The following is a 26,237-nucleotide window of genomic DNA, read 5'->3' as shown; positions in this document are numbered from 1 at the left end:
TGAAGGCGGGGACGGGCGGGGGAGGCAGCAGGCAGACCGGCTGTCACCTACTCCTCGCGGGTGCGGATCAGGCGGCGGAACGGGCCGGGCGCGGCGCGCGGAAGCAGGTCTTGGCGTGCTCGCGGGCGAAGTCGCGGGTGACGGCGAGCGTCCAGGCGTACTCGCCGCAGCCGGTGCAGTCGCTGCTCAGGGAACCGTCGGAGTCCTGGCAGATGTGCACAGCGGCCCCGCCCAGGGTGGCGATGCGGTCCACGGTGACGAGCGCGGGCGCGACGTACTCGTGGTCGCGGGGCTCGGCGGCAGGCGACGGGGCGGGCGCGAACGTGAGGATGGAGAGGCTGGTCATGACGTGCCCTTCTTGGTGCGTTGGTGGGTGAGGTAGTCGTTCTGGAGGCGGACGAGCTCGCCGAACAGGCGGCGGCCGGTGGCGCATCGGCCAGTCGGCGAGCACGTGGCGCAGGAGGCATCGTGCTCGCGGACGGCCGCTGCGGCGGCCATGTAGAGGTCGTACAGGCCGCGCCCTTTGCCGGGAGTCGTCACGCCGCGGTCTTGTTCGCCTGGCGGCGGCGGGCGATCCGGCGCTTGATCCGGCGGCGTTCCTCCTCGTCGGTACCGCCCCACACCCCGTGGTCCTGGCCGGACTCCAGCGCCCAGTCCAGGCAGCGCTCCATGACCGGGCAGCGGCGGCACACCGCCTTGGCCTCCTCCGCCTGGGCGACAGCCGGGCCGGTGGTACCGATGGGGAAGAACAGGTCGGGGTCCTCGTCCACGCAGACCGCGAGGGTCCGCCAGCTGGTGTTGACCGGCAGGTCTGAGGAGGAGGCGTTGACGGCGTTGACGAAGATGCTCTGCATCAAGGGCTCCGGAGGGTGTGCGGAGCAGCCCGGGGAGTTGGCTTCCGGGCTGCTCGCCGTGTTGGCGGGGTGGATGTGCTTCACCTCGTGACCGGCCTCCCACGCCCTGGCGGCCGCCGCGGAGGCGGCCGCCAGGAGCGCGAGGGCGATCGGGTGCGCCAGGCCGTGGACGGTGAGAGCCCGAACCGACTGCGCGGTCCGGGCAGCGCGTATCCGATGCGGCACTGCGGCTCTACTGCTTGCCACCGCACTGGCAGGGCTCGTGAGTCACGGACTGGTACGGCTTGCCGTCGGAACCGATGTGATTGACAGTCACCAGGCGGGGCGGGTGTCCGCAACTGCTCATCGGGCTACCCCCGTCCCGCCGCAGGGCTGGCAGGACTGCCAGTTCTTCCTGGACACGCCGTCGCCGCTGGTGTCGACGATCTTTCCGCCCCGCCCGCCGCAGCTGGTGCACTGTCCGCCCGACCGCGGTGCGGGGGCCGATGGGGCGAAGGTCAGCTTCCGAGTCATGTACAGCACAGGCTGAGGAGTCTGACCGGGGGCCATCTCGGCACGGGTGCGTCGAGCCCGGCGGCCAGCAGTGGCGGCCCGCTGGTCGCCGTCCGCGACGAGCCGTCCGACGAGCTGCTGGAACTGGTCAGTCTCGTCACGCTCGTAGCCGCGCTGATTGTCCTCGTCCTCCCAGCCACCGAACCCACCGGCGGCAGCCGGAGCAGGGGCCCTCCCCGCGTGCCGGTCGAGAACAACGCCGGTCGTAGCGGCCCCCCGGGCCGGCGGGTACTGATGGAATGTCATCCTGTTCACGCGCATGGTTGCCCTCTCGATCAGGGTGATCTGCGAAGACGCACCCCCGGGGGCCTAAGCCCGGGGGTGCGTCGCTGTTCGGGGCCGGTGGCCCCGTGCTGCTGTACGAGCAGCCACGGCCGGTCACCCCGTTTCGTCGGGGTGACCGGCCGTGGTCGTTCGTCCGGCGCCTACCAGCGGTGGGTGAGGTCCTTCTGCTGCCGCTCCACGACCGCGATGGTGGCCTCCAGGTCGGCTCGCTCCCACGTGGTGAGCGGCCGCGCATCGGGCTTGGTCGGGGCGTCGCGCATCATGCGCAGCGCGGTCAGGACGTCGCGGACGCGCTGCTGGTCGGTCTCGTGAACCCGGCCGCCCACTGCGTTCCACTGTTGATCGTGCAGCAGACGGACCGCCGAGGCGCGCTTGTCCTCCCACTCCTCGTCCTGCGTCTGTCGCTGGCGGCGGAGAGGCGCGGTCCGCTGGGTGCGGGCGGCGAGATGCGCGAGCCGACGGCCGTCGGCGCACCGGGACCCGGCGAGCGAGCAGTCCGTGCAGGATGTGATGTGCGCGAGGACGAGCTTGGGTGCGGTCTCCGCGAGGCGACGGGCTGCCGTGCAGCGGGACGCCTCCGGAGCGCAGGCCGTGCAGGCCGTGAGGTGAGCGCCGAGGAGCTTGGGGGCGGTGTCAGCGATCTGGCGGGCGGCGGTGCAGCGGGAGTTCGCCGGGGCGCAGGTCGTGCAGTCGGTGAGGTGCGTGTCGATCAGCTTCGGCGCGGCGGAGGCGATGCGGAGGCCGTCCGCGCAGCAGGGCGTGGTGGCCGAGCAGGTGATGCAGCCCCTGACGTGGATCTCGTTCATCTTGCGGGCGGTGCGGTCGTCGACAAGGCCGCCGACGATCTGCATGACAGCCGGGGCGGGGCGTACCTGAGGCTTACGGACGACGCGCTCGGCGCGGCGGGCGCTGGTCTCCGCCACGCCCTGCTCCAGGCGGCGGGACCACCGGGCGACGGTGACGTCGATCGTGACCAGACGGTGACTGCCGAGACGGCAGCGGACCGGGTCCTCGGTGCCGGCGGGCTCGGTGTGGTGGGGGACCAGCTTGGCCGTGGCCCGCTCCGTTTCGGCGACGCGGATCGGGACCCACGTGCGGCAGGTCGGGCACACCAGGGAGATGCAGGCGGGATCGAGATCGTACTCGTGCGCCGGGAGCCTGGAGACGACGATCGGGGGGAGGGGGCTGATCGTGCGGGACCGGGGCCGGCGCTTGCGCTCCTGGCTGACGGTCTGCACTTCACGCTCACGAACGGGTGCGGTCACGGGACAACTCCTCACGAAGGCAGGCGGTTCGGGTAAGGCGTCGCGGGTGCCCTCTCGGCCACGTCAGGACCCGCCGGAGAACCGGGCGTCCTGACGGACCGACAGCGCATACGCGCTGCGACGTGCAAACGGCAGTCACGGTCGCGGAAGGGGGAGTTAGTTGCCTCAGACCCCTACTGCGGCCACCGAAGTGGCGACTAGTCATGTGGTGGTGCAGGTCTACTCCCTGCGCTCTCACGTGCAGGGGGTAAACGGGCGCTTGACGTGCAGTTATAGCTGACGCAACCGAGCGATTTAGCGCCCTAAGCCGCTCGACTACGAAAACCATAGGTGTCGTCACGCCTCGCGTCAACCATCTTGAACCCATGCGGTTTAATGGGGTAAACATGACCCTACGAAGGGAGGCACGCATGGAGGCGCACGATGTCGCTCCAGCAGTTCTGAGAGAGCAGCTGGACACAGCTTTCGATGTTGCGTTGTCGCAGTTGAAGGAGCTTCCCGACCCCCTTGAGCGCGCAAAGCTCGCGCACGCACTCGCTGGCCGGGCGCAGGACTACGGCAACGAGTTCCAGGTGGTCCGCAACGAGGCGATGAACGAGACGCTGCGCGAGGGCCAGCTGAACAGCACCCAGCTCGCTTCTCAACTCGGCATCAGCAAGGGCCGCGTAAGCCAGCTCGCCAAGGGAGCACCACCGGAACGCCTCTTCCTCGGCTCCGGCAGGGTCATCGTGGCACTGGCCGAGAAGATGGAGGACGGCAACGACAAGGATGGCAAGAAGAAGGCCATCCAGGGCCCCGTGATCGCCACAGAGGACTTCCAGACCTACGAGCGTCTACGCGAGCTAGCCGAAGAGGTCGGACTGGAGATCAGCTTCGAGCGGATCCCTCTCGGAGGTAACGTACGGCTCAATCGCAACAACCTCGTTGTCATCTGCGGCCCACGGTTGTCGCCTCTCATCGAACAGATCCTTGAAGGGGACCCTCACCTACGGTTCGCCAAGGACGAGGACGGCTGGTACCTCACGGATCGGAACACCGGCCAGGTCTATCGCTCACCCATGGATCGCGGTGAGAACAGCGACGTCGCGTACTTCGGTCGGCTTCCTCGCCCCGACGGCAAGGGCACCTTCCTTTACGTCGCCGGCATCCACGCCCGTGGCTCCGGTGGCGTCGTCCACTGGCTCAATCACGAGTTGGCCACCGTGCACCGCGAGCTCAAGGTGCGACGATTCTCGACCCTCATCTCCAGCCGCTTTGACCCGGAAACACTGGAGATCACCGAGAGTGAGCGGATTACTCCCTTCTACCGTCCGGAAGGGTCCTGACGTGCAGGTATCTATGGCCTCGGCCCAAGGTGTAGGCGTCGCCAACGAGGACACGGTCCACGCCAGCCCCACCGGAGTCGTCGTGCTGGACGGCCTGTCCGCACCCAAGGATCTGCCGATGGGATGCATCCATGGAACCCCATGGTTCGTACGACAGCTCGGCACCAGACTGCTCAACCTGATCGGCGACAACGGCGTGACGCTGCGCGAGGCACTGCGAGCCGGTATCTCCGATGTGAACGACCTCCACCGTGGTACCTGCGCTCTAGACAAGGACGCCGTCCCGGCGTCGACGTAGTGTTGATCCGCGAACGAGAAGACGTTCTCGACTACCTCGTGCTCTCCGACAACGTGTTGGTGCTCGACCTCGGCGACGAAGGCGTCCGGACCGTCACCGACAAGCGGGTTGAAGAAGTCGCTGGCGAGGAGATGCGCGCCGCGCTCCGAGGACCGACGGGAACTCCCGAGCACGCTGCCCGGGTCTCCGCGCTCGTCACCGTTCAACGGCGTCTCCGGAACCGACCTGGCGGCTACTGGGTCGCGGCTACTGACCCAGCCGCAGCCGACGAGGCGATCACAGGAACCGTCGACTTGGCCCGAGTCCGGCAGGCCGCCCTACTCACGGACGGCGCGAGTCGACTCGTTGACAGCTTCGACGCCCTGAGCTGGGAGCAACTCCTCGACCTGCTCTGCGCCGAGGGCCCGTCAGCCTTGATCACCCGCACGCGGGAAGCCGAGCTCGCTGACCCCGTGGGTGAGCGATGGCCGCGGTTCAAGCGATCAGACGACGCGACCGCGGCGCACGTGCGCTTCGGGCCAGGCGGACACATGGGGGGAGGACCGGGGTGAGGGCCCGCTTCCCGCCCAGCGCTGTCGTGATCCTGCATCAGAACTTAGGGTGCGCGGGGGATTCGACACGTGGTGCCCAAGCGCCGGACGCACCGGCCCGGAGCGATAGGGTGGCGGGTGACGTAGATCAAAATGGGAGTGGCCCCGTCGACCGGCTTGGCAACCGGGAGGGGCCACTCGGGCCAAAGAACCTTGTGGTGGGGGTTCTTGGGCTGGCCGCTCACTCCTACAACCCAGGAGGTGGCGACGTGTTCAGGGTACCTGTACCCGCACGCGCACACACTGCACCCCGCCGTGGGCTCAGCGACCTCAGTCGCTGGTCCTTCGACGGGGTGTTCGTGTTCCCTGAAAACGCCCCCGCCCGCACCTCTGCCGAGGGGGTCGGGATGACGTAGGTCCTTCTGGGGCGGCACCCAATGGGTCTGCCGCCCCGGGCCTCCGAGCCGCGAAGCGATTAGCCGTCGCCTCAGCCGGAGCGCCCTTCTGACACCGGAGGAGCCGCCACAGCCCCTCCGAAGGGATTGCCCGCCCGGTGCCACCCGGTCGAGCGGTTCAACATCTGGTTTCGAGCCGAAACCAGAAGCCCTCACTGGGGCTTCGTCGTGCCATGAGGCGATGCCCCTGACACGGGAGTCATTGTGCACGACGTTTTGCGTGCCTGCCAGCATCGGCATGCCCGCACGCCTCTCATCCGCCCTGTTCTCGCACCCGGGAACAGCACCGGAGTGACCAAGGTCACTACCGCTGTCCTGCCCGGCCGCCACGACACCTTCATCCTTCCGAGTGCATTCCCGCCCGCTCCTCGCGCGTCGGCGGCTGCCGACGAGGTGAATCTGTGATCACCGTGGCGGTGACGGGCTCGCCCATCCCCGCGCCCCTCGACCCGGTCGAGCTCCTCGCCGGCCTGCCTGCCGTGAAGCTGGTCGCGGAGGCGGACCAGGACGTGCTGCGTACACGGTCACGTCGCTCGGAGCCGCGGGCGTGGCTTCGCGTGGTGGTGGAGTTGGTGGAGGCCGGGATGCATCCGGCCGCCGGGCCGTCGACCGTCATGGTCGCGCAGGACCTCGCGGACCGTATGGACTACCGGCGCGGTGTCGTCGTGTACGGCCTGGCAGGGGTTGTCGAGCGGACCGGGCTGTCACCGGCGACGGTGAAACGGCACGTGCGGATGCTGCGGGAACTCGGTGCGCTGGTCTGGATGGTCCATGGCAGCAAGCGCAACCTGGCGGCCCCGGGCGAGAAGTACATGGCGACGGCGACGATCTACGGCGCGGTGATCCCTCCGGTGTACGACGACGCGGTGGGGCACCGGCTGGCCGGGGCCGGCTACGAGGCTCGGGTGTGCGGCGTGACTCCGGCGGGTCGGGAGCTCGCGGTCGCCGGTGCGACGGCGCGGGCCGACGCCCGGCAGGAGCAGCGTCGTACGAGCCGGTCCGGTCAGCGTGTTCGGCATGGCGTTCGTACGGCCCGGGCTGTGGATAACTCGGCTGTGGAAAAGGCCTGTTCGGCGGGGTGTGAGCCCCATTCTCTTGGGTTTCACCACCGAGCACCTGCAGTTGATGTTGAGAGGGGTTGTAACTACATCCCGCGCGAGCGCGCGAGCTGCCGCACAGCTCCCATCCCCTCCCCGAAGATCAGCTTCAACAGCGACGGCTCCCGTCGTACGGCGGCTCAGACGCGGGCCGGGATCGCGGTCGTCCAGCAGGTCAGGCCCCTGGTCAACTGGACTCAGCGGGAGGGCCTCCGGCCGTTGGAGGTTGCGCTGCGGCCCCTTACGGACGCTGGGTGGGATGCGCACATGATCGCGGCGCAGCTCCACTCCTGGATGCTCACCTGGAGCCCGGCCCGGCCCGCCGCGTACATCCGGGCCCGCCTGGCGCAGCAGGCCGCCGCCGAGCACGCTGCGGCGGCATACGACGCGGCCGAGAGCTGGGACGAGGCGGCCGCCACCAAGGCGTTCACCGCGTCCAGGCCGGAGCTGGTGCTCGACGTGATGCAGGGCCTGGCCGAAGGGATGGCCGCCTACTCCGCCCGCCAGGCCGAGCACGGCCTCGATGACCTGACCGACTCCGACGCGGCCGCCGACATGGCCGTCTTCCTCGAAAGGGTTCCGGCATGACCGACACCGCACCCTCGGCCGCGAGCGGCGTGGACCTCGCCCGTGTCGCGCTCCGCGCCGCCCGCGCGGCCGCGAAGTCCGCACCGCGACAGCGCCCTCGCCGTACCGGAGCGGCTCCGTCCCGCCAGGCCCGTTCCGAGGGCCGGGAGCCCGTGGCCCTGGGCGCGGCCGTCAGCCGGATGATCGCCGAGCACGGCCTCGAAACCGGAGCGGCCGGCGGGCAGGTACGGCGCACCGTACTCAGCCAGTGGGCCACCATCGCACCCGAGCTGCAGGACAAGGTCCAGGCCGTCCGGTACGACAACGCGACCCGCACCTTGCACCTGCGCCCCTGCTCACCGGCCTACCGAACCCAACTCGCCCTGCATCAAAAGGCGATCGTCGCCCGCGTCAACGCAGCGGTCGGCTCGGGAACCGTGTCCCGCCTGAAGATCTTGCGGCCCGGCGCTCCCGACCACCAGGTGCGGACGGAAGGTTCTCCGGCGCCCCTCGCGCCGCCACCGGCGGCCCGCCCTGCCCCGGGTGAGCAGCCGGGACCCCGGGCTCGGGACCCCAGGTACCTCGAAGCCCTGGCTGCTCACCAGCAAGCCCGGTCGGGCGACCGAAACACCGACCTGGTCGTCCGCGCGAAGGCGGAGCGGCAGATCCGCGACCGCCTCCGCGAACCCGAGCACCGATTCGTCGAGGGCCGCCGGGCGAAGGACGAACAGCGTGCCGCGCGCGACGGCGCCAGCCGAACCCAGCCCAGCGACGCAGCTCGGGCCCGCGCTCGGCAACGGCTCGCCGCCGAACGTGCTGAGACCGCACCAACCCCGACATCCAGGCGGCCGCCGAGCGCCAACTCCGCGACCGGATCCGGGAACCGGAGGAGCACTTCGCCGACGGCCGCCAGGCCCTCGCTGACCTCCGCGCCCGCGCCGATGCCCAGCAGCGGGTCCGGTCCAGTGACGTGGCCCGAGCGCGGGCCCTGCAACGCCTTGCCGCCGAACGTGCGGGGCTGACCACCGTTACCCCGGGAGCGGCCACCTCCCGCCGGCCGGACCGTACGGCGTGATGGACCGGTACGCGCGGGACGGTGTGGAGCTGGCCTCCGGCAGATGTGGTCCCACCCGGTGCCGGCCCGGCTGGGCGTCGTCCCGTCGTGCGGGCCGGTGGCCAGGAAGAGACGGCGGCGCCCACTGACCCCACGGGGCGGCCGGAACGGTGTGCTGTTCCCGGCCCAGTTCTTGGCAAGACGCCGGGGCCGGGAAGGAGTCACCTTCCCGGCCCCGGCAGTTTCGCTCTCGGTTCAGGTCACGCCGTCGGTCGGCTTCGCAGCTGGACGACGACCTCTCGGCCGGTGGCCTTCTCGCCGAGCCGGTAGAACTTCACCTGGCCCTCGCTGTGTGTGAGCTCGACCCAGTCCTCGGCTTCCAGCTCGCGGCGGGCCCGGCTGAAGTGGGGGGCGGGTACGCCCATCAGCTTGGACAGGGTGGCCGCCGTACGCTCGACGCTGCGCTCCAGGCCGCCCAGGATCGCGTACGTCATGATGATGTTCTGCTTGAGGTGGGACAGTTCACTTATGCGCGACTGCAGAGCTTCGAGTTCGGGGTACTCGCTGGTAGCTGGCATGGTCACGCCCTTCGCTTCGCGCCGGTGCGACGGCCCGGCAGAGTCGGAAGATGATATGCGGCGGCTTCTTCTGACTGCTCTGCGCCGCTGAGGCTGGACACGATGTGCGGGCTCGCCTTGTACTTGATCGTCCGTCCGACGACATCGGCGACCAGCAAGAGCTTGTTCTCGGAGAGTTCCTTGGCGATCCTTCGCGTCGCCTGCGGGGTGAGCTTGAGGTGCTTCGCCGCCTCCTTGGCCGTGGCACCGCCGCTCTGATACGTCGCGATCCCGCAGTACCAGAACACCCGGAACGCGTCTCCAGTGATCCCCGAGTCACCGTCCAGCATGGCAAGTACACGTTCGAACGAGAACTGGCCGTGCCTGCCCCCCAGGTTGTAGGACCGCCGCTGGCCGCCGTCCTCCTCGGGCTCCCACAGCTCATGGACTTCACCGGTCGCAGTGTTGACCAGCTCTCGGCCGCGCTGACTTGGCACTTACGTCCCCTGACCTGGGCTTTTCCCTGACTCCTGAAGATTACCACAGGCGACATGTCGTCAGCGGTAGGTGAAGGAACTCGGCGATTCCTTCGGTGACCTCTGGCGACATGTCGCCTGTGGTAGGCGAAGGAATCCTATGGTTCGTTCGCTCGCCAATCGCGACATGTCGCCAGAGGTCACCGAAGGAATCCTGGGGTTCGCTCCATGACCCCTGACGACATGACCACAGCGGTCATGGATCAGCATCCTAGGATGCCGATATGGGCATCGGCGGATGCCGATACCTTGATCGTTTTCGCAGGTCAGCGACCTGCGGGGGCTACGTCTTCTCTATGCATCGAAAAGGTGAGCACCTGACGGTTCGTTGAGGCGGGCCTGCGGTCCTCGCGCAAGCGCTCCGGTCCTCGGCGGACTTCTCTCCGCACCGTCGTAACCCCTCGGCGGTTCCGGGCTGATGACGATCGCAGCAGGGCGTGGCTGATGCCCGATCAGCTTGCTGTGGCCCCAGCGGGTTGACCGTCTCGCCTGACCGGAGGGGCTCAGTGTGCGGTGGCTGATGCATCATCAGGGCGCGGTGGTCGCTCAGCGGGGTTGAATCTCGTCGGGCGAGGCCATCGCGGGTCACGGACGAAGGTCACCGCCGAGCGACGTACACCGGTACGGTCCCTTGCCATGACATTGACGACGGTGACGTACACGCACGTTGCGCGCGCCGCGCTGACGGTGATGACCGTCGGCGTGGTGGCAATGCGCTGGCAGCACCTGCTCAGCGTCGTCGGCGTCGTGGCGGCAGCCGTTCTGACCGCCGCGATCTGGTGGCTCCTGATCGGCCTGTCCCTGAGCAAAGCGATCTGGGCAGGCATGGTCAGCCGAGACATGACCTGGTATGCCTACCTCCGCCCGGACGGGCCGGTACGACGGGACGGGCCGCTCGACCCGGACACCGAGTTCATGGTCGGGCAGATGCAGCAGATCGAGAACCGCGTCCAGGAGTTCCTCCGCGAATCGGATGTGGAGGACGTCTCGCTCGCGGTGACCGGCGGCCGGATCGGCCTGTGGAACGAGGCAGCGTCCATCCGTTTCGAGCGCAGCGGGCACGTGGCCCTGGGGTACTTCTGGTTGTGGCCCGACCGCGCCGCCGCGTTGCCCTACACCGTGGAACACGAGCTTGCCCACCTGCGCCGCAACGACTCGCGGACCCGCCGTGGCACCACGACCCTGTGCGCCGGCCTGCTCGTCCTGTGCGTCGGCTTGCTTTCGCTCGCCCACGCCCTTCTGGCCCTGACCGTGCTCGCCGCGGCTGCAGTCGGCTATCGGTGGTGGGTCGAGCTGGCCTGCGACCGCGACGCTGCACGGCACTGCGGCCGCGACGTCGCCATCGCCTCGTGGCAGCAGGACGTCGCCGAGGCCCGCAGCATCCCCCTGGCCCCACGGCTCTGGGGTGCCGTCACAGCGCTACGCAGCCACCCGCCGATGCTGCTTCGCCTGTGGTGGGCCCGCCGCACCCCGGCCGATCATGTGTGACGAGCTCCGGCGGCTCCGCCCACGGTCGGCGCGGGGCGGCCGTGGGCCCCTCTCGTCATCGGGGAGGACCCAGCCCTCCTGCCGGGCATCCGCGTCTCGGTGGAATCCGCAGCCGCCTGACGACGCAGCACGTCCGGTGGGTCCAGTATCGGTGGAAGCCGCACGGGCTGCTGATCCGGTGGTCAGGAGGCGGTGGGGGTGAGGAGGTCGGCGGCGACCAGCCCGGCCTCCAGACGGCGGGCGGCCGCCGCACACAGGGCGTCGGGCATGGTGAGCAGGTACCCGGCCGTGTCGGCGGTCCGGATCAGCTCCAGGGCCATCGCCGTGTCTTCGGCGAGCGTGGCACGGTTCTTGGCCGTGCCGGGCATCCGGAGACCGAGGACTCCGAGTTCGGTGAGCAGCTCGTCGGCGCGCTCGTGGGCCCCGGCCCGGGCCAGCTGCGTGACGAGGTCGGTGACCGCGGCTTCAGGGAGAACTCCGTACGGCAGTGCGTCCGCGATGAGAGTGCCGAACTCGGCGGTGAGCCAGGCGAGGACGGCGCGGGAGGTGAGCACCGGCCCGCGGTCGTCGCGGTACACCCGGCGGCCGGTGCCGGGGTCCCGGTCGGGCAGGTGGTGCAGGGCCGGACCGAGGTCGGTGAGGTCGTCGGGATCGACCTCGCAGCCGCCGGCGAACAGCAGAGCCGGGCCGTCGGGCAGATAGCCGTCCAGCAGCTCCGTGTACTCGGCGCGCAGGCGGTTCGTCACCGCCCACAGCGGTTCGATGGTGATGGACCCGTTCGGCCCGGTGCGCAAGGCGACCTGGGTGCCCTGGGCGATGCCGGTGGCGCGTTGGGCCTGGACGGGCAGGATCAGGCGCCCGCGCTGGCCGATGCGGACGGTGGTGACAACGGTTGGCTCCATGCCGCCGCACCGTAGCCCCCGTGGGTGCCTTGGTGAGCAGAATTCCCGGATGCTCACCTTCACGAGGGAATGGGCCGGCTCATCCGGCTCATTCCAACCGGCCTCCGAGAGACCTTGATGCGTGAAGGTCTCCCCTCAGGGTTGCGACCAGCACATATGCTGATGCCGTGTGCTCTGTACGGAGCCGCGTTAACACCTCGGAGGACTTGAGCGATGGCACCCGGCATTCCCGCCGCCATGGAACGACCGCACTTCATCGGCATCGGCGGCGCCGGAATGTCGGGCATCGCGAAGATCCTCGCGCAGCGCGGGGCGAAGGTGGCGGGCAGCGACGCCAAGGATTCCGCCACCGCCGCATCGCTGCGGGCGCTGGGGGCGACCGTGCACATCGGACACGCGGCAGGCCACCTGGCCGACGACGCGTCCTGTGTGGTCGTCTCCAGCGCCATCCGCGCCGACAACCCGGAGCTGCTCCGGGCGAACGAGCTGGCCATCCCGGTGGTGCACCGCTCCGACGCGCTGGCCTCGCTGATGAACGGCCTGCGCGCCATCGCGGTGGCCGGCACCCACGGCAAGACGACGACGACGTCGATGCTGGCCGTCGCCCTCTCCTCGCTGAGCCTGGCCCCCTCGTACGCCATCGGCGGCGATCTGGAGGGCCCCGGCACCAACGCCACGCACGGCGAAGGGGACATCTTCGTCGCGGAGGCGGACGAGAGCGACCGCAGCTTCCAGAAGTACGACCCCGAGGTCGCGATCGTCCTCAACGTGGAGCTGGATCACCACGCGAACTACGCCTCGATGGACGAGATCTACGACTCCTTCGAGACCTTCGTCGGCAAGATCGTCCCCGGCGGCACCCTGGTCATCTCCGCCGACCAGCCCGGCGCGGTCGAGCTGACCCGCCGGGTCCGCGACCTGTCCGACCTCAAGGTCGTCACCTACGGATCCGCCGAGGACGCCGACGTCCGCGTCCACAAGGTCACCCCGCGCGGCCTGACCAGCGAGGTCACCGTCCTCCTCAACGGGAAGTTCCTCACCTTCACGGTCTCGGTCCCCGGCGCCCACTACGCCCACAACGCGGTCGCCGCGCTCGCCGCCGGGGTCGCCCTCGGCATCCCGGCGCACAATCTGGCCTCCGCCCTCGGTTCGTACACCGGGGTCAAGCGCCGCCTCCAGCTCAAGGGAGAGGCGGCGGGCGTGCAGGTGATCGACTCGTACGCCCACCACCCCACCGAGATGACCGCCGACCTGGAGGCCATGCGCGGCGCGGCCGCCGACGCCCGCATCCTGGTCGTCTTCCAGCCGCACCTGTTCTCCCGTACCCAGGAGCTGGGCACCGAGATGGGCCAGGCCCTCGCGCTGGCCGACGCCTCCGTGGTCCTGGACATCTACCCGGCCCGCGAGGACCCGATCCCCGGCATCACCAGCGCCCTGATCATCGACGCGGCGAAGGCGGCGGGCGCCGAGGTCGCCGCCGTCCACGACCAGGCGGACGTGCCCGCCGCCGTCGCGGGAATGGCGAAGCCCGGCGATCTCGTTCTCACCATGGGAGCGGGCGATGTCACCGACCTCGGCCCGCGCATCCTGGACCACCTGTAGGCCCTCGTCGTGCCGGTGAGACGGTGCTGACCTGGCGTCACCCGCCACCCGTTCCGCGGCGTCGGTTCTGCTCGGGACCGCGGAACGGCCGATGGCTGAAGCAACGAGATCACCCCCTCGTGCCCTTGCACCACGACGAAGGGCCCCTCGAACCGGGGAGGCATGACGCCCCCCGAATCGGCAACGGGCAACATGGCCAACCGACTGCCGCAGCCCGCGGGCGCCATGGAGTCTGAGCAGCATGGAGAACACACCGCAAGACCTCGGCACCCTGTACTGGGACGGACGGGTCCAGAGCGTCATCACCTCGTACGGCGCCGGCCACCACGACGACCCGGGCGGCAACGCCGTGGTGGTCGACACCCGCCCTCTGCGTAACCCGCCCGAGGACCCAGAGGGCCGCGACCGGATGCTGCACAGCAACGGCTTGGACCCGGAGGTCCGCCGGTACGTCATGGCGACGCCGGGCACAAAGGCTCTCGTGGCGCAGGCCGCCGCGAAGGTGAGCGCCCTGCTGCGATACGGCAGTCAGCGGCGGATCGGCGGACCGAAGCCGTATCGCGTGGACGTCCACACGGTCTGTGGGGGCGGCCGCCACCGTTCGGTCGCCGTCGCCGAGGAAATCGCGGTGCATCTCCGGGAGGCCGGCATCGGGTGCGAGGTCGAGCACCGACACATCGACCGGCCGATCCTGCAAAACTGATGCGTCCGGGACCATCGCAATCGGCCCCGGACAACGGTGCGCCAGTCAGGCGGTCTTGCGTACGGGCAGGGCGATGACGGCGGCTTCCTTGGCGGATTCGAGCGCCACGGTGAAAGCGCCGGAGACGACGGTGGCCTTTCCGGTCATGCCTTCGATCTCGGCGACGGCGAGGTCATCGCGTGCGGTGCGGGCGAGAAGGTCGAGGACGTCGTCGCTGCCGTCGGTCAGGGCCTGAATCTGCTGCAGTTCGCGGTACCGGTCATCAGCCTGCGCCACCTGGTCGGCGTACGACTCCAGGGCACTGACCCGCCGGGTGATCCCGTCGAGGCTTGCCCGCAGAGCCCGGCGCCGGGTGTCGAGCAGCGCGGCCACCTTGCCCCTCTTGGGGTTCGAGGGCTCGGCCTTCACCAGCCGGGTGTACTCCCGCAGCGCCTCCGCGATCTCCCACTCCTGCCGGGGTAGGGCCACGTCATTGTGCTGCCGGTCGATGAGGTCGAAGCGGTGCACCGCAGAGGTGAGCACCGACTTCTTGGCCTGCTGGGCACGGGCCAGGAGGGTCCGCGCGTCGTCGTTTAGGTCGGAGGGCTGGACGCATCGGTCCTTGAGCTCCGTCAGGCGCCGTGCCGTCTTGTTCCGCGAAACAGCGGTCCCCGAGTACGTCCACGCCATGAGCAGGAGGACGACGGCCCCGATCGGCCACGCGATGAGGAGGGCGGAGTGGAGGCCGTCGAAGAGTTCCTGCATCGGTCGTCCGAAGGCGTCGTTCACCGTGGTCCCGCCGCCGTGCGGGCTCGGCCTGTCCCACTCAACTTGCCCGGTGACCCAGGCTCCGACTCCGAGACCAACGACAACGGCACTGGGGCGGAGCAGGTGGGGAGCCGTGGACCACCAGACGCTCACCTCGCCACGAGGGTAGGAGCGCGGGTCACGTTCGGCCCGGACCAAGAGGTCCCGATCCTTCTCGGCCAGGTCGGGGTCCCGCACGGCGACGGCGGCCAGGCGCGGTGACGGCGGCGGCTTCTTCTTCACCTTCGGGTCCTCCCTCTGATGTGCGTCGTGGGGCCTCACGGTCTCACGTGCCGCTGACAAGATGGTCGTCGTCTTCAGTGCGGGGCATCCCCTCATCAGTACGGCGTGGGGATCCGGCGGAACCGTCCGCCGGATCCCCTTCGTACGGTCTCACCGAGGTGCCGGGTGCCGAGGTCACCGCCGTTCACGACCAGGCGGACGTGCCCGCCGCCGTCGCGGGAATGGCGAAGCCCGGCGATCTCGTTTTCACCATGGGAGCGGGCGATGTCACCGACCTCGGCCCGCGCATCCTGGACCACCTGACGAGCTGACGAGCGGGCCACGGTGACTCGGGCACTCGCCCTCGGCCGATGTAGTGACCAAGCTGCGTCGTTGCCAGCGTTTTCGATGGATGTCCCTCACTGTGTACTGCGTGCTGATTCCTTTCGGCACACGGGGTGGTGGGAGCCTTGTTAGGACGGGCTTCCTGCTCGTGCCCTTATGGGCAGAGGCTCCCACCACGAATGTTCCCGGTCAGTCAACTATCGGCGCGGCTCGGCATGAGCGTGGGCGGACGGTGTGGGAGCCGAATCGGGCCCGGGCCTGGTCGGCGGCTTGCTCAAGGCGCCGCCGTTCGTCGTCCGTGGGGTCTAAGAGCAGCTGGTACAAGGCATGGTGCTTCGGTGAGATCGGCGCGAAGAAGTCCCCACGATGTACCTGTGCGGTACACCGGATGCGTTGAACACCCGCGACCACGCGGCTATCTCCTGTGGGAGCCGAGTAGCTGTTCGCGCAGATCACCGACGGCCGGAGATGCCCCGTACGGTGCGAGTTCGCGGGCCAGGTCCAGGAAGCGGCGGTCCACCCGGGCGGAGTCCACGGCTCTGCCGACGCTGAGGGCCCGGCGCCCGGCATCGCAGGCGCCATCGAGGTCGCCGACGACGAGTAGGGCGCGGGCAGCGGCGACGGCGTCGAACGCCCGGGAGCGGGCGCGGGCCGGGTCGCGTTCGGCGGAGGCGGTGTTGAGCAGTTCGACGGCGGTGTTGGCGTGGTGCGGTTGTCCGCTGGTGCGGGCGAGGAAGAGCAGGACTTCGCCGAGGGTGGAGGACAGTTCCGCGTGGTCGAGGTAGGCGACGTAGGGGGGTAGGTCGTCGGGGGTTTCCTCGCCGAAGATCTCCTGGGCGTGGCGGACGTTGCGCAGGGCTTCTCGGCCGTCGTTCTGGAGGGCGGCGAAGCGGGCGCCGAGGGAGTGGAGTCCGGCGCGGAGTACGGGGTGGGCGGAGTTGCGTGTGCCGTACAGGGCGAGCGCGATGCAGTCCGAGGCGATGTCGGGGCGGCCGAGGTAGCCCCAGATCCGGGCGAGGCATTGCAGGAGGTGCGCGGTGAGGTTACGGTCGCCGCTCTCGCGGGCGGCGTGGACGGCCAGGGTGAGGTGGCGGATCGCGGCGTGCCACTGGGCGGTGTCGTGGCTCATCCACCCGACGCATCCGGCGAGGTCGGCGAGCTCGCGGAAGAGGTCGCGGCCGGCGGCCTCGGTGTAGCGGCCTTCGCGGACGATCCGGGTGGCCCAGGCGAGTTGGCCGGTCGCGGAGTGCAGGGTGGAGCCGCCGCCATGCTGGTTGTCCAGGGTGCGGAAGACCCGGGTGTAGTCGGCGATGCGTGCCGCGTCGGTCGCGCCGAGCCGTCGCCCCGGTGCGTCGGCGGCGGTGCCGGGCAGTACGTGCGGGGGTGCGTAGGCCCAGGTGTCCAGGGCGGGCAGCAGGCGTTCGGGGTCGTAGGGGATGTCGATGCGGACCTGTGGGTCGAGGAGCGCGGGCGGCTCGACCGGGTGGTGGGCGAGTCCGGCCGTGGTGGTGTGGGTGAGGTCGGCGAGGATCTCGGCCGGGCCCCGGTAGCGGGCGAGGTCGTCCGGGTCCGCCTGGGCTAAGCCGAGGTCTCCGGCGGTCAGGTGGCGGCCGCACCGGGTGGAGAGGACGGCGGCGAGGAGGTCGGGAACCGGGGGCCGGGGCTGTTCACCGCCCAGCCAGCGCCGTACGCGGGAGCCGTCGGTGCTGATCTGCGGCTGGCCGGTGATGCGGGCCTGCTCGGTGACGGCGGCCGCCAGGCCCTTCTTTGTGAAGCCCGACTGCCGGAACCAGTAGCTGAACGCCGACTCGCCCACGGCGGGTTGCTGAGGAGTCCCGGACTCGGATGCGTCGGACATGGGCGGGGCCTCCACCTCGGCGTGGGCAGCGAATCGGACCACTACTGAACGTAGTACACCAGTGCGCGCCGCGTAGCGCTTCCGGTGGCCCGCCCCCGCGCGCTTCCCCCTCCGCGCCACGCCCTGCGCCTCTCAAGTGCCCCGGGTGCGCTCCCTGCTCCCGCTCACCCCGCCCGTCCCACACTCCACCTGGAACACGAGCGCTACGGAGGGGGAATCGGGATGCGAGAGGACACGGGGGCCGCCGTCGTGGTGGCCCTGCACGACGGGTTCTTCGGCTGCGGGACCGGGGCCGGCCACAGCAACCGGCGGGTGCTGGAGCTCCTGGACGATGTGCTGGCCCCCCAGGTGGAGTTGGTCGTCCTGCCGGTCCGGCTGGAGAAGGACAGCGAGCACTTCGACGCAGGGTGGCACCGGCAGGTCCGGGAGTCCCTGGACCGGTCCGGGCGAACCGTGCGGATCGTGCCGGTGAACAACGGCACTGGCGGCCGACGGCGGTTCGGCGGGCTGGAGGCCTTCAACGGCCTGACCGGAGCGGCCGCCGCGGAGATCGCCGCCGTACGGGCGCGGTTCGGGCGTGGGCTGGTGCTCCTCCTCGACGTGCCGTTCCTGTCGGTCGCCGCCGAGCTGGAGCAGCGGCCGGGCTGGGACACGCTGGTCCTGCCGCGCTCCAGCGCCGCGCTGCACTGCCCGCAGCACACCCGGCGGGTGGAGTGGGAGCGCGAGAGCCTGGCCCGGGCGGCGGCCGCCGGAGCCCGTGTCGGCGCGATCTCCCAGGCGATGCGCCGTCACCTGATCGAGGACCTCGGCGTGAACGCCGCGGCGGTCGTCGACCTCGTCAACGGGCTGACCGAGCAGGACCGGGACTTCACCCCCGGCCGGGGCGGGGAACTGCTGCCCGCCGCGGCGGCCGGGTCCGGGTTCTGGTTCGCGATGGGGCGGGCGGTGCCCCGCAAAGGGATGATGGACCTGCTCCGGGCCCTGGTGCTGCTGCGCGGGCGCGGGCAGGAGTTGGAGCACCTGGTGCTCGCGGCGGTCGCCGAGAGCGACGAGCTCACCGTCCATCAGCGGGAGCTGGCCGCGTACGTCGCCGAGCACGCGCTGCCGGTCACGCTGCTGACCCGGTTCTCCGCCGAGGTGCGTCAGCTGCTGGCCCATCCGGCTCTGCGCATGGTGGTGGTGCCCTCGCGGGTGGAGCCGTTCGGCCGTATCCCGCTGGAGGCGTACGCAGCCGGGGCGGCGGTGGTGGTCGCGACGACCGCCGGGGGTCTCGCCGAGCAGGTGCAGGATTCGGTGACCGGGTTCACCGCCGCCCCGGGCGACGTTGCGGGCCTGGCCGACGCGCTCGCCCGCGCGGCGGCCGCCGACGACGGTACGCGGGCGCGGATGCGGGCCGCCGGCCAGGAACGGCTCCGGTCCTTCGACTACCGGAGCAACCTCTCCGGTGCTCTGCACGCCCTCGTGCCGTGGTCGCTGCGCACCGCCTCCGGCCGGCCGGCCGCGCCTGCCCCCTCGCCCCGCCAGCCGGTCGGCGCGGGGTTGTCGGTGCTTCAGGTGCCCGAGGAGTGCGGGTGGAACCCGTACGTCGCCGCCGGGGAACGGGCCCTGGCCGGCAGCGGTCTCACCGTGCTGCGGCCGGGGCTGTGCCGGGACAACCCGCAAACCCCCACGGGGCCAACCGAGTTGCCCGGCCTGGAGCGGGTGCGGCCGGACGTGGTGCATCTGCACTGGCCGGAGAAGCTCGCCCGCCAGTACGGGGCACAGACCGCGCTGGACGTCCTGACCCGGTTCAAGGAGGACGGGGCGCTGATCGTGCAGACGGTCCACAACCTCGCCCCGCACGAGCCGACCGGGCCGCTCGCCGCGTACGCCCGGCAGATCGACGCCCTGAGCGACGGCGCCCACTTCTTCTCCCCCGAACACGAGACGGCCGCCCGGCTCCTGCGCCCGTATCTGCCGCAGGCCTGCGTGCACGTACCGCACCCGCTGATGCCCGGCCCGCCCGCTTCCGCCCCGGGCCGGCGGCGGCCCGGCCCGCTGTCGGTGGGGTGCTTCGGCAGGCTGCGCGACTACAAGCGGACCCTGCCCTTCGCCCGGGCGTTCCTCGACGGGGCGCCCCCGGCCGCACGGCTCTTGATCGCCGGAGAACCGGACACCCCCGAAACGCATGAGGCCTTCGCCCGGCTGGCGGCCGCCGACGCCCGCCTCGACTACCGGCCCGGGTTCCGCGACCACCACGACGACTTCTGGCAGCTGCTCGCCGAGGTCGAGTGGGTCGCCCTCCCCTACGAGCGCCTGCACTCCTCCGGCGTACTGGTGGCCGCCCTCCAAGCCCGCCGCCGGATCCTGAGCCCCACGCCGATCGGCGGGACCGGCCTGTACGCCCGCAACGCCCACCGGTGGTGGTGGACGACCGTCGACCCGTGGAACGACCACAAGGCCGTCAAGGCGTGGTCCGGCACCGCCCTGTTCTCCCCGGCCGTTCCGCCGAGCGCGCTCGCACTGCCCGCCTGGCCCCAGGCCGCCGAACACCTGGCCGCGTTCTACGCCCGGCTGCAACCGCGCACCGCACCGCTCGCCGCACCCCGGCGTACGGCGCCCGCCCGCGTCGGCATCCTCTGACCCCCGCCAGACCAGGAAGGACGACCCCCTCATGTCCCAGCAGATCGAACCGGTCCACGCCCCGTACACCGGCGGCGAGCCCTTCGAGTTCGCCACCCACAGCAACGACTTCCTCCTCCACCGCGAAAAGGCGCTCGCCACCGAGACGTTCACCGTCCGCGTCCCCGCCGGCCGCGCCGTCCCCGAGCACGTGCACACCGACATGGAACAGACCTTCGTCTTCATCTCCGGCATCGGAGCGGCCACCCTGCGCCGCAACGGCGACGTGCGAAGGCACCACTGCCGGCCCGGCGACACCCTGTTCGTGCCGACCGGCTGGCACCACACCGTCGCCGCCCCCGGCACCGAGGGCTGCGTGTACGTCACCGTCAACGCGTTCGTCGCCGAGGCCGAGCGCATCGGCGCCTCGGCCACCGAGCACGCCGAGCTCGCCGCCGCCGGGTTCCGTGCGGACACCGCCGCCACGGCGGCGGCCGTCGCCCCGGAGCCGGACGACGCCGCCCTGCTGCGCTGCGCCGAGGCGATGTTCCGCCTCGACCCGGACGCGACCCGGATGTGGCCGCAGGACTTCACCCAGTTCGACGCGACCCTGACCGGCGACCCGGGAAGCTACCGGGTCCGGCGCCTGGGCCCCTTCGAGTACGTAGAAACCGTCGCCCCGGTGCCCCGCGTCCTGGACACCGCGCTCGCCGACCGGCTCCACCACGCGGTCGGCGGCATGCTGCCGCTCTACGTGGAGGGCAGCCAGTCCCCGCTCTCGGTCAAGCCGCCGTGCTCGTCCTCGGACCTCGACGTGCTCCTCGTCGTCGAATCCGCCGCAGACGTCGCCCTGGCGCACAAGGCCCTCCAGGCGCTGGAGGCCGTACGCGGCGACGTGCCGGTGCCGCTGTCGCCCGGCGTGGTCCACGCCCAGTGGCTGGGCCTGCCCAACTTCTACAGCGCGCTGCGCCTCGACCCCGACTCCCCGGACCGCCAGTGGTGGACGGCCGGTCCCGCCGAGCGCCGCGCCGAGGCCGCCCGCCGACAGCGCGAAGGCCTCAAGATCCTGCACGACCCCGCGTACGTGCGGGAGGTCCTGGACCGCACCCTCACCGTCATGGCCCCCTCGCTGCCGGGCGTCACCGAATGGCGGATCACGCCGCGCTGGCGGGGGTACGTATGACGGACCTGGCCGCCCTGGTCGACGAACTCGACCGGGCCTCGTCGACCTGGCTGGACCCGAGAGCCGACGACAGCGCGTCCCTGCGCCAACTGCTGCCCACCTCGGCCTCCCTCTGGCCCACCGCGTGGGACCGCACCCGCCCCGCCGACGCGGTGGTCCTCTTCCCGCTGCTCTACAACAAGCGGCCCCAGATCACCACGGCCGCCTTCCACCACCTCATCGACGCCGCGTGCGAGGCCGAACGCGGCGGCGGCCGGGTCCTGCTGGTGTCCGTGCCGACCTCCCGCCACGGCTCCGATCCGAAGGCCGGGGAACTCGTGCGGCGCATCGCCGAGGTGTTCGCCGCCCACGGCCTGCCCGTCGCCGCGGGCGGCGACGTCAGCGAACTGGCCGGCGCCGCGCACCTGGTGGCCCGGGCCTGCACCATGGGCTGCACCCGCCGGTCCGTCGACGTCCCCGACCTGCTCACGGCGGCCGCCGCCGACGCCCTGGGAGCCACCGGCGTCTTCCTCACCGACGGTCTGGTCCCCGGCCGCAACCTCCACACCCTGCCCCTGATCGCTCCGCTCAGCCGACTGCACGACCGGGGCGACCCCTTCGCCGATCCGCCGCCCGAGGCGAAGAAGCCCCCGGCGGGCTCCGACGCGCTCTGGTCCAGCGCCTTCACCCTCGCCCTGACCGGCGCGGCCGACCCCTCCCAGGACCGGCAGGCGTACGTCGCCGCGCTGGGCCGCCGGACCGGGCCGCTGTGGCACCGCCTGCGGCGCGAACAGCTCACCGGCCACTACACCATCGCCGCCCCCGCCGAGCCGCTGCGCATCCGCGCGGACGACCACCCCCTCGGCAGCCCGGTCAGCGTCCCCCTGTTCGGCGCCCCCGCCGTCTCCGACAGCACCCGACGGCTCATCGCGGCCGCCGCCCTGGCCGGTCCGGTGACCCTCGTCATCGACGACCTCACCCCCCGCTTCAGCTACCGCACCTACCCGGCCGGCGAAGCCCGCGCCCGCTACCAGCGCCTGGCCGCCGACCACCGCGGGCAGGTGCGGTTCCTGACCGACCTGCCCGACCTCCCCGACCGGATCGAAACCGCGCTCGGCACCCTCACCCACCGCGCGCTCCGCACCGCCGCCGGGCCCCGCTCCGCACGCCGCAGGGGAGCACTCACCGGGTACGACGCCATCCACCTGGCCGTGATGGGCGTCTGCTGCACCACCGCAACCGCCCCGGGCTCCACCGTCGCCGTGAAGCCCGCCAACGTCGGCCAGTTGCGCGTCTTCACCGCGCTCGGCCCCCCGGCCCGGCAGCTGACCTGCACCGGCACCGGCGACATCACCACCGGCGAACTCCACGTCCCCGCCCACTGGATCACCCGCACCCCAGGAGTACATCTGTGAGCACCGACATCTTCAGCAACGCCCTCTCCCACCCCGGCAGCGGACCGCTGCTCATCGAGCGGAGCGACGGCCACACCAGCACCACCGACCTCGGCTGGTGGCTCCACCAGTACGAGGCCCGGCCCCCCGGCGACCTCGCCGCCCTCGACTGGGCCGCTCCCGGCACCGCCGAGGACATCGGCTGCTGCACCGGCCGCCACCTGAGCTACCTGGCCGCCCGCGGGATCAGCGCCCACGGCATCGACACCTGCGAAGCGGCGGTCACCCGGGCCCGCGCCGACGGGAACCGGGCCGACGTCGCGGACGCCCACACCTACACCCCGCCGCAGCCGGTGGACACCGTCATCGCGCTCGGCGGCGGCCCCGGCATCGCCGGAACCCTCACCGCGGTCCCCGGCTTCCTCCGCCGGCTCACCTCGTGGCTCACCCCCGCAGGACAGCTCATCGTCTCCAGCGTCGACTGGACCGCCACCACCGACCAGCACCGCGCCTGGGTCGACCAGGCCACGAGCGACGGCCGCTACCCCGGAGACGTCCGCCTGCGCCTGCGCCACAACGGGCAGACCGGCGACTGGTTTGACTGGGTATGGCTCGACCCCGACACCCTGAAGAAGACCGCCGAGAACGCCGGACTCCACCTCGCCGAGATCCGGCGCTTCGGCCCCGCCTGGTACGCGGCCACCCTGCGCCGGAGCACACCGTGACCTGCCTGCGCGTCGTCACCGGCGCCAACGGCATGGTCGGCACCGCCCTCACCCGCCACCTCGCCCAGCTCCCCGGCACCCTCCTGGCCCTCGACACCCACCCCGCCCCAACAACCCCGCACCACCCCGCCGTGGTCCTGGCCGACATCACCAGCCCGGACTTCGCCCACCTCCTCACCGAGCAACTGCACGGCCACGACCGCGCCGAGCTCTACCACGCCGCCGGCCACGTACCCGGCCTCGCCCGGATCACCGACACACCCACCGGCGACTTCGCCCGCACCGTCGCCGCCAACCTCACCACCACCTACACCGCGCTGCGCGCCTTCGCCCTGGCCACCCGCCAGGCACACACGCCCGCGGCCGCCGTACTGCTCAGCTCCGTCGGCGCGGCCCGCGCCCACCGCTACCTCGTCGGCTACGACGCCGCCAAGGCCGCAACCGAATCCCTCGCCCGCGCCTTCACCCTGGAATTCGGCAATCACCTCGCCGTACGGGCCGTCGCCCTCGGCCCGATCGCGCAGTCCGCGACGACGGCCGCCGACGGCGAGCGCAGCTCCGCCCTCGTCGACCTCGTACCGCGCGGCACGTACGCGGACCTGGACGACGTGACGCAGGCCGTTGCCGCGTTCGGCAGCCCCCATTTCGACACCGCCACCGGGCACACCCTCACCCTGGACGGCGGCCTGACCGTCCAGCTCCGTCCCGCCGCCGTTGAACGCCCGCCCGCAGAACCAGAAGGTGCACCAGAGCCCCGCGATCACGGTCATACTGGACAGAAGCACCCTCCCAACCACGTTTCAGGAGGCACACGTTGAGCGGCTGGGACATGACCCTGCGAGCCCTCCCCGGCATCCCCCGCATCACCGCCGGTGACGACCTGGGCGCCCTCATCGTCAAGGCACTCGGCGAGGACGGACACACCCTGACCGACGGCGACGTGCTGGTCGTCGCGCAGAAAGTCGTCTCCAAGGCCGAAGACCGCGTCGTCCGCCTGGACACCGTCACCCCCGGCGACCGCGCCCGGGAGCTGGCCGAACGGATCGGGCGTGACCCACGGCTCGTCCAGCTCTACCTGGACGAGTCGACGGCCGTCCTCCAGGTCATCGGACGCCACGTCGTCACGCTCGACAAGCGCGGCCTGGTCGACACCTCCGGTGGGGTCGACTCCTCCAACGCGGGGGTCTTCGCCGAGGGGTGGGCGTGCCTGCTGCCCGTCGACCCCGACGCCTCGGCCCGCCGGATCCGCACCCGTGTCCGCGAGCTGACCGGCGCCACCGTCGCGGTCATCGTGTCCGACAGCCACGGCAACCCCCACCGGGAAGGCTCGGCCGGAGCCGCGATCGGGCTCGCCGGCATCGCCGCGGTCGAGAAGCCGACCGCCGACGACGTCGACCTGTACGGCAACCCGATGTGGGGAGACCTCAACCGCGTCGACGAACTCGCCGGAGCCGCCTCCGCCCTCATGGGACAGTCCAGCGCCGCCCGGCCCGTCATCCTCCTCCGCGGAGCCCCCTACACCCCGGACGAGAACGCCACCATCCGAACCCTTCTCGTACCGCCGCCCCTTCCCCAGGGCGACGTTGCCGGGAACCGGTCCTGACCCTAACCAGCTGGCCCCCAGAAGCAGCACAGCCGGAGGGGCCCCGCATCGGAACCCGGTGCGGGGCCCCTCCGGCGCGGCGGGCGGCTGACCATGCTGGAGCAGGAGGTGGAGGGCTCGCCGGCCACACCACGATCGCCAGCATCGTGGACCGTATCGAAACCGGCAGCGATCAGGCCGGACCCAGAACCTGGTCGAGGGAGTACGGGCCCGCCGATGACCATGCTGATGGCCGATCAGATCACCGCCCCGATTCCCGGATTTACGATGAACAACTATGACGAGTGAACGGAACGCCGAGCAGTTTCTCCTTCGCGCCTTAGACGCTCTCGGAGACGACCTTCAAGGGATTGTGGATGCGCGGCAGGTCCTGCGCACCGCCCAGCTGGAACCAGCCGAGGAGAACGCGATCGTCTCGGGGCTGATTGCACGCCGGTGGGCGCAGCGCGCGGTCAACCAGGCCAACGGCCGTTCGCCCCTCATCCGTCTCACGCCGAGCGGCGTAGAAAGGGCTAGTCACCTGCGGCAGAGATCGCAATCCCGGGCCGCGCGTGAACAGCACCTACATAATGTTCTGCCCCGCTGGGCCCACCAGAGCACACCGTCGGGAGACTGGGCAAGCCTTCAGATGTTCGCCGCTGACGAGAACTGGTGGTTCTGCGGCACCGAAATGACCTGGAGGGAAGTAGATTTCGCCGTTGACTATCTCGAAGACAAAGGAATCCTGAAAGTCCAGCGAGACCCAGCCCCCACGCATATCGCACCGACCGCCGAGGGTATCGACTTCGTATTCTCCAATCAGAACCTGAGGACCTTTATGGCAAATCAGCGGCCGCTGGCCCAAACGGTCATCTACGGCAGCAACAGCAATCACGTGCATGGAAGTGCCCACAACGCCAACCTGGCCACGGGAGGCGGCAATACCCAAACCGTGAACCAGGGAATCGAACCGCAGGCTCTCGCAGAGCTCGTTGTCAAGCTTCGGGAGATCACGCCGAACCTCGGGCTCTCGGATCAGGACGCCGAGGACTTCAGGCAGGAGATCGACGAACTGGAAGGTGCGGGAGCAGACCCAGAGCGCGGTGCAAGGATCTTCCGAAGGCTCATCCGTATGGTGCCCCCCGAACTGATTGCGGCAGGCACGGACCAGGGCCTCGCAGCCGCCATCTCGCTCGGCTCATCCCTCTTTGCCGGCTGACTCGACGGAGCCACACCGGTGCCGGTGTGGCTACCGCCAGAACACGCTCTGCGCCGGTCGGCGGCGCGCGGCGGCGCCCGGCAGAGGCCGTCGGTCTCTGCCGCTCGGCGTACGGCCGGTGCCGGCGTGGAAGGCGTTCGGGGATTGGTCGCCCTGTCCCCGAACCGGGGGCCATGTCCAGGAGCTGGGTTCCGGCCACCTCGCTGGCCGGAACAGCTCACCTTTGCCGGAAACGGGACAGATCCGCTCTCTGATCCAGCCAAAACGTAAGGC

General features: G+C 70.8%; 24 protein-coding genes and 1 pseudogene. 16 read left to right on the top strand and 9 right to left on the bottom strand.

Annotated features, from left to right (window positions below; all coding sequences use genetic code 11):
- Window positions 1-67: 67 nt before the first annotated feature.
- The 4 genes from ACSMXR_RS36445 to ACSMXR_RS36430 form a co-directional block, all read right to left on the bottom strand.
- Window positions 68-346 (bottom strand): hypothetical protein, encoded by a 279-nt coding sequence (locus ACSMXR_RS36445; protein ID WP_473172574.1) that lies wholly within the window; start codon window positions 344-346, stop codon window positions 68-70.
- Window positions 343-540 carry a hypothetical protein gene (locus ACSMXR_RS36440; protein ID WP_473172573.1) on the bottom strand — a complete coding sequence of 66 codons (198 nt, stop codon included), beginning with the start codon at window positions 538-540 and terminating at the stop codon, window positions 343-345. The genes ACSMXR_RS36445 and ACSMXR_RS36440 overlap by 4 nt, the downstream gene beginning before the upstream one ends.
- Window positions 537-854 (bottom strand): WhiB family transcriptional regulator, encoded by a 318-nt coding sequence (locus tag ACSMXR_RS36435; RefSeq protein WP_473172644.1) that lies wholly within the window; start codon window positions 852-854, stop codon window positions 537-539. The genes ACSMXR_RS36440 and ACSMXR_RS36435 overlap by 4 nt, the downstream gene beginning before the upstream one ends.
- A 977-nt stretch (window positions 855-1,831) precedes the next feature.
- Entirely contained in the window at window positions 1,832-2,956 is a 1,125-nt protein-coding gene (locus ACSMXR_RS36430) for a hypothetical protein (protein ID WP_473172572.1), read from the bottom strand.
- A gap of 410 nt (window positions 2,957-3,366) precedes the next feature.
- On the opposite strand from ACSMXR_RS36430, the gene ACSMXR_RS36425 reads away from it, so the two are divergent.
- The 5 genes from ACSMXR_RS36425 (at window position 3,367) to ACSMXR_RS36405 (ending at window position 8,250) form a co-directional block, all read left to right on the top strand.
- Entirely contained in the window at window positions 3,367-4,281 is a 915-nt protein-coding gene (locus tag ACSMXR_RS36425) for a sigma-70 family RNA polymerase sigma factor (protein ID WP_228925364.1), read from the top strand.
- Window position 4,282: 1 nt separating this feature from the next.
- Complete coding sequence (locus ACSMXR_RS36420; RefSeq protein ID WP_473172571.1) at window positions 4,283-4,579, top strand: hypothetical protein; 297 nt, start codon at window positions 4,283-4,285, stop codon at window positions 4,577-4,579.
- The gene (locus tag ACSMXR_RS36415) at window positions 4,579-5,130 is read left to right on the top strand and encodes a hypothetical protein (RefSeq protein ID WP_473172570.1); all 552 of its coding nucleotides are present in this window, start codon (window positions 4,579-4,581) and stop codon (window positions 5,128-5,130) included. Before ACSMXR_RS36420 ends, ACSMXR_RS36415 begins: the two co-directional genes overlap by 1 nt.
- 835 nt (window positions 5,131-5,965) lie before the next feature.
- Window positions 5,966-7,249 carry a cell wall protein gene (locus ACSMXR_RS36410; RefSeq protein ID WP_473172569.1) on the top strand — a complete coding sequence of 428 codons (1,284 nt, stop codon included), beginning with the start codon at window positions 5,966-5,968 and terminating at the stop codon, window positions 7,247-7,249.
- The gene (locus ACSMXR_RS36405) at window positions 7,246-8,250 is read left to right on the top strand and encodes a DciA family protein (protein ID WP_473172568.1); all 1,005 of its coding nucleotides are present in this window, start codon (window positions 7,246-7,248) and stop codon (window positions 8,248-8,250) included. Before ACSMXR_RS36410 ends, ACSMXR_RS36405 begins: the two co-directional genes overlap by 4 nt.
- A gap of 292 nt (window positions 8,251-8,542) precedes the next feature.
- Here ACSMXR_RS36405 and ACSMXR_RS36400 read toward each other — a convergent pair whose 3' ends face one another.
- Together ACSMXR_RS36400 and ACSMXR_RS36395 are read right to left on the bottom strand one after the other, a co-directional pair.
- Window positions 8,543-8,776, bottom strand: a complete 234-nt coding sequence (locus ACSMXR_RS36400) for a hypothetical protein (RefSeq protein ID WP_473172567.1) — start codon at window positions 8,774-8,776, stop codon at window positions 8,543-8,545.
- 86 nt (window positions 8,777-8,862) lie between these two features.
- Window positions 8,863-9,336 (bottom strand): MarR family transcriptional regulator, encoded by a 474-nt coding sequence (locus tag ACSMXR_RS36395; protein ID WP_361882798.1) that lies wholly within the window; start codon window positions 9,334-9,336, stop codon window positions 8,863-8,865.
- A 675-nt stretch (window positions 9,337-10,011) separates the two neighbouring features.
- On the opposite strand from ACSMXR_RS36395, the gene ACSMXR_RS36390 reads away from it, so the two are divergent.
- Window positions 10,012-10,863: a hypothetical protein gene (locus ACSMXR_RS36390; protein WP_473172566.1), complete on the top strand. Its 852-nt coding sequence runs from the start codon at window positions 10,012-10,014 to the stop codon at window positions 10,861-10,863.
- A 182-nt stretch (window positions 10,864-11,045) separates the two neighbouring features.
- On the opposite strand, the gene ACSMXR_RS36385 is transcribed toward ACSMXR_RS36390, so the two are convergent.
- Window positions 11,046-11,765 (bottom strand): hypothetical protein, encoded by a 720-nt coding sequence (locus tag ACSMXR_RS36385; protein WP_473172565.1) that lies wholly within the window; start codon window positions 11,763-11,765, stop codon window positions 11,046-11,048.
- A gap of 213 nt (window positions 11,766-11,978) precedes the next feature.
- Between ACSMXR_RS36385 and murC the strand changes: the two genes are divergently transcribed.
- The gene (murC, locus tag ACSMXR_RS36380; RefSeq protein WP_473172564.1) at window positions 11,979-13,367 is read left to right on the top strand and encodes a UDP-N-acetylmuramate--L-alanine ligase; all 1,389 of its coding nucleotides are present in this window, start codon (window positions 11,979-11,981) and stop codon (window positions 13,365-13,367) included.
- A gap of 241 nt (window positions 13,368-13,608) precedes the next feature.
- On the top strand, window positions 13,609-14,070 hold the full coding sequence (locus ACSMXR_RS36375; RefSeq protein WP_473172563.1) for a RapZ C-terminal domain-containing protein: 462 nt from the start codon (window positions 13,609-13,611) through the stop codon (window positions 14,068-14,070).
- 45 nt (window positions 14,071-14,115) lie between these two features.
- Here the strand turns inward: ACSMXR_RS36375 and ACSMXR_RS36370 are convergent, their stop codons facing one another.
- Window positions 14,116-15,099: a hypothetical protein gene (locus ACSMXR_RS36370; RefSeq protein WP_473172562.1), complete on the bottom strand. Its 984-nt coding sequence runs from the start codon at window positions 15,097-15,099 to the stop codon at window positions 14,116-14,118.
- A 161-nt stretch (window positions 15,100-15,260) separates the two neighbouring features.
- On the opposite strand from ACSMXR_RS36370, the pseudogene ACSMXR_RS36365 reads away from it, so the two are divergent.
- A pseudogene (locus tag ACSMXR_RS36365) lies at window positions 15,261-15,410 on the top strand (UDP-N-acetylmuramate--L-alanine ligase); the annotation flags it as partial.
- A 428-nt stretch (window positions 15,411-15,838) separates the two neighbouring features.
- On the opposite strand, the gene ACSMXR_RS36360 reads toward ACSMXR_RS36365, so the two are convergent.
- Window positions 15,839-17,281, bottom strand: a complete 1,443-nt coding sequence (locus ACSMXR_RS36360; protein ID WP_473172561.1) for a transcriptional regulator — start codon at window positions 17,279-17,281, stop codon at window positions 15,839-15,841.
- A 222-nt stretch (window positions 17,282-17,503) separates the two neighbouring features.
- On the opposite strand from ACSMXR_RS36360, the gene ACSMXR_RS36355 reads away from it, so the two are divergent.
- The 7 genes from ACSMXR_RS36355 (at window position 17,504) to ACSMXR_RS36325 (ending at window position 25,964) form a co-directional block, all read left to right on the top strand.
- Window positions 17,504-19,903: a glycosyltransferase gene (locus ACSMXR_RS36355; RefSeq protein WP_473172560.1), complete on the top strand. Its 2,400-nt coding sequence runs from the start codon at window positions 17,504-17,506 to the stop codon at window positions 19,901-19,903.
- 31 nt (window positions 19,904-19,934) lie between these two features.
- Window positions 19,935-21,065: a cupin domain-containing protein gene (locus ACSMXR_RS36350; RefSeq protein ID WP_473172559.1), complete on the top strand. Its 1,131-nt coding sequence runs from the start codon at window positions 19,935-19,937 to the stop codon at window positions 21,063-21,065.
- Window positions 21,062-22,459, top strand: a complete 1,398-nt coding sequence (locus ACSMXR_RS36345; RefSeq protein WP_473172558.1) for a hypothetical protein — start codon at window positions 21,062-21,064, stop codon at window positions 22,457-22,459. Before ACSMXR_RS36350 ends, ACSMXR_RS36345 begins: the two co-directional genes overlap by 4 nt.
- On the top strand, window positions 22,456-23,163 hold the full coding sequence (locus ACSMXR_RS36340) for a class I SAM-dependent methyltransferase (protein WP_473172557.1): 708 nt from the start codon (window positions 22,456-22,458) through the stop codon (window positions 23,161-23,163). The genes ACSMXR_RS36345 and ACSMXR_RS36340 overlap by 4 nt, the downstream gene beginning before the upstream one ends.
- Window positions 23,160-23,981 (top strand): SDR family oxidoreductase, encoded by an 822-nt coding sequence (locus ACSMXR_RS36335; protein ID WP_473172556.1) that lies wholly within the window; start codon window positions 23,160-23,162, stop codon window positions 23,979-23,981. Before ACSMXR_RS36340 ends, ACSMXR_RS36335 begins: the two co-directional genes overlap by 4 nt.
- Window positions 23,978-24,766, top strand: coding sequence for a coenzyme F420-0:L-glutamate ligase (gene cofE, locus ACSMXR_RS36330; protein WP_473172555.1), 789 nt, complete (start codon window positions 23,978-23,980; stop codon window positions 24,764-24,766). The genes ACSMXR_RS36335 and cofE overlap by 4 nt, the downstream gene beginning before the upstream one ends.
- Window positions 24,767-25,043: 277 nt before the next feature.
- Window positions 25,044-25,964 (top strand): hypothetical protein, encoded by a 921-nt coding sequence (locus ACSMXR_RS36325; protein ID WP_473172554.1) that lies wholly within the window; start codon window positions 25,044-25,046, stop codon window positions 25,962-25,964.
- Window positions 25,965-26,237: the final 273 nt, after the last annotated feature.

It is taken from the genome of Streptomyces sp. DSM 106670, assembly GCF_055792845.1.
Note: the sequence above shows the minus strand (reverse complement) of the source record. Positions and strands in the feature narration are given on the sequence as shown.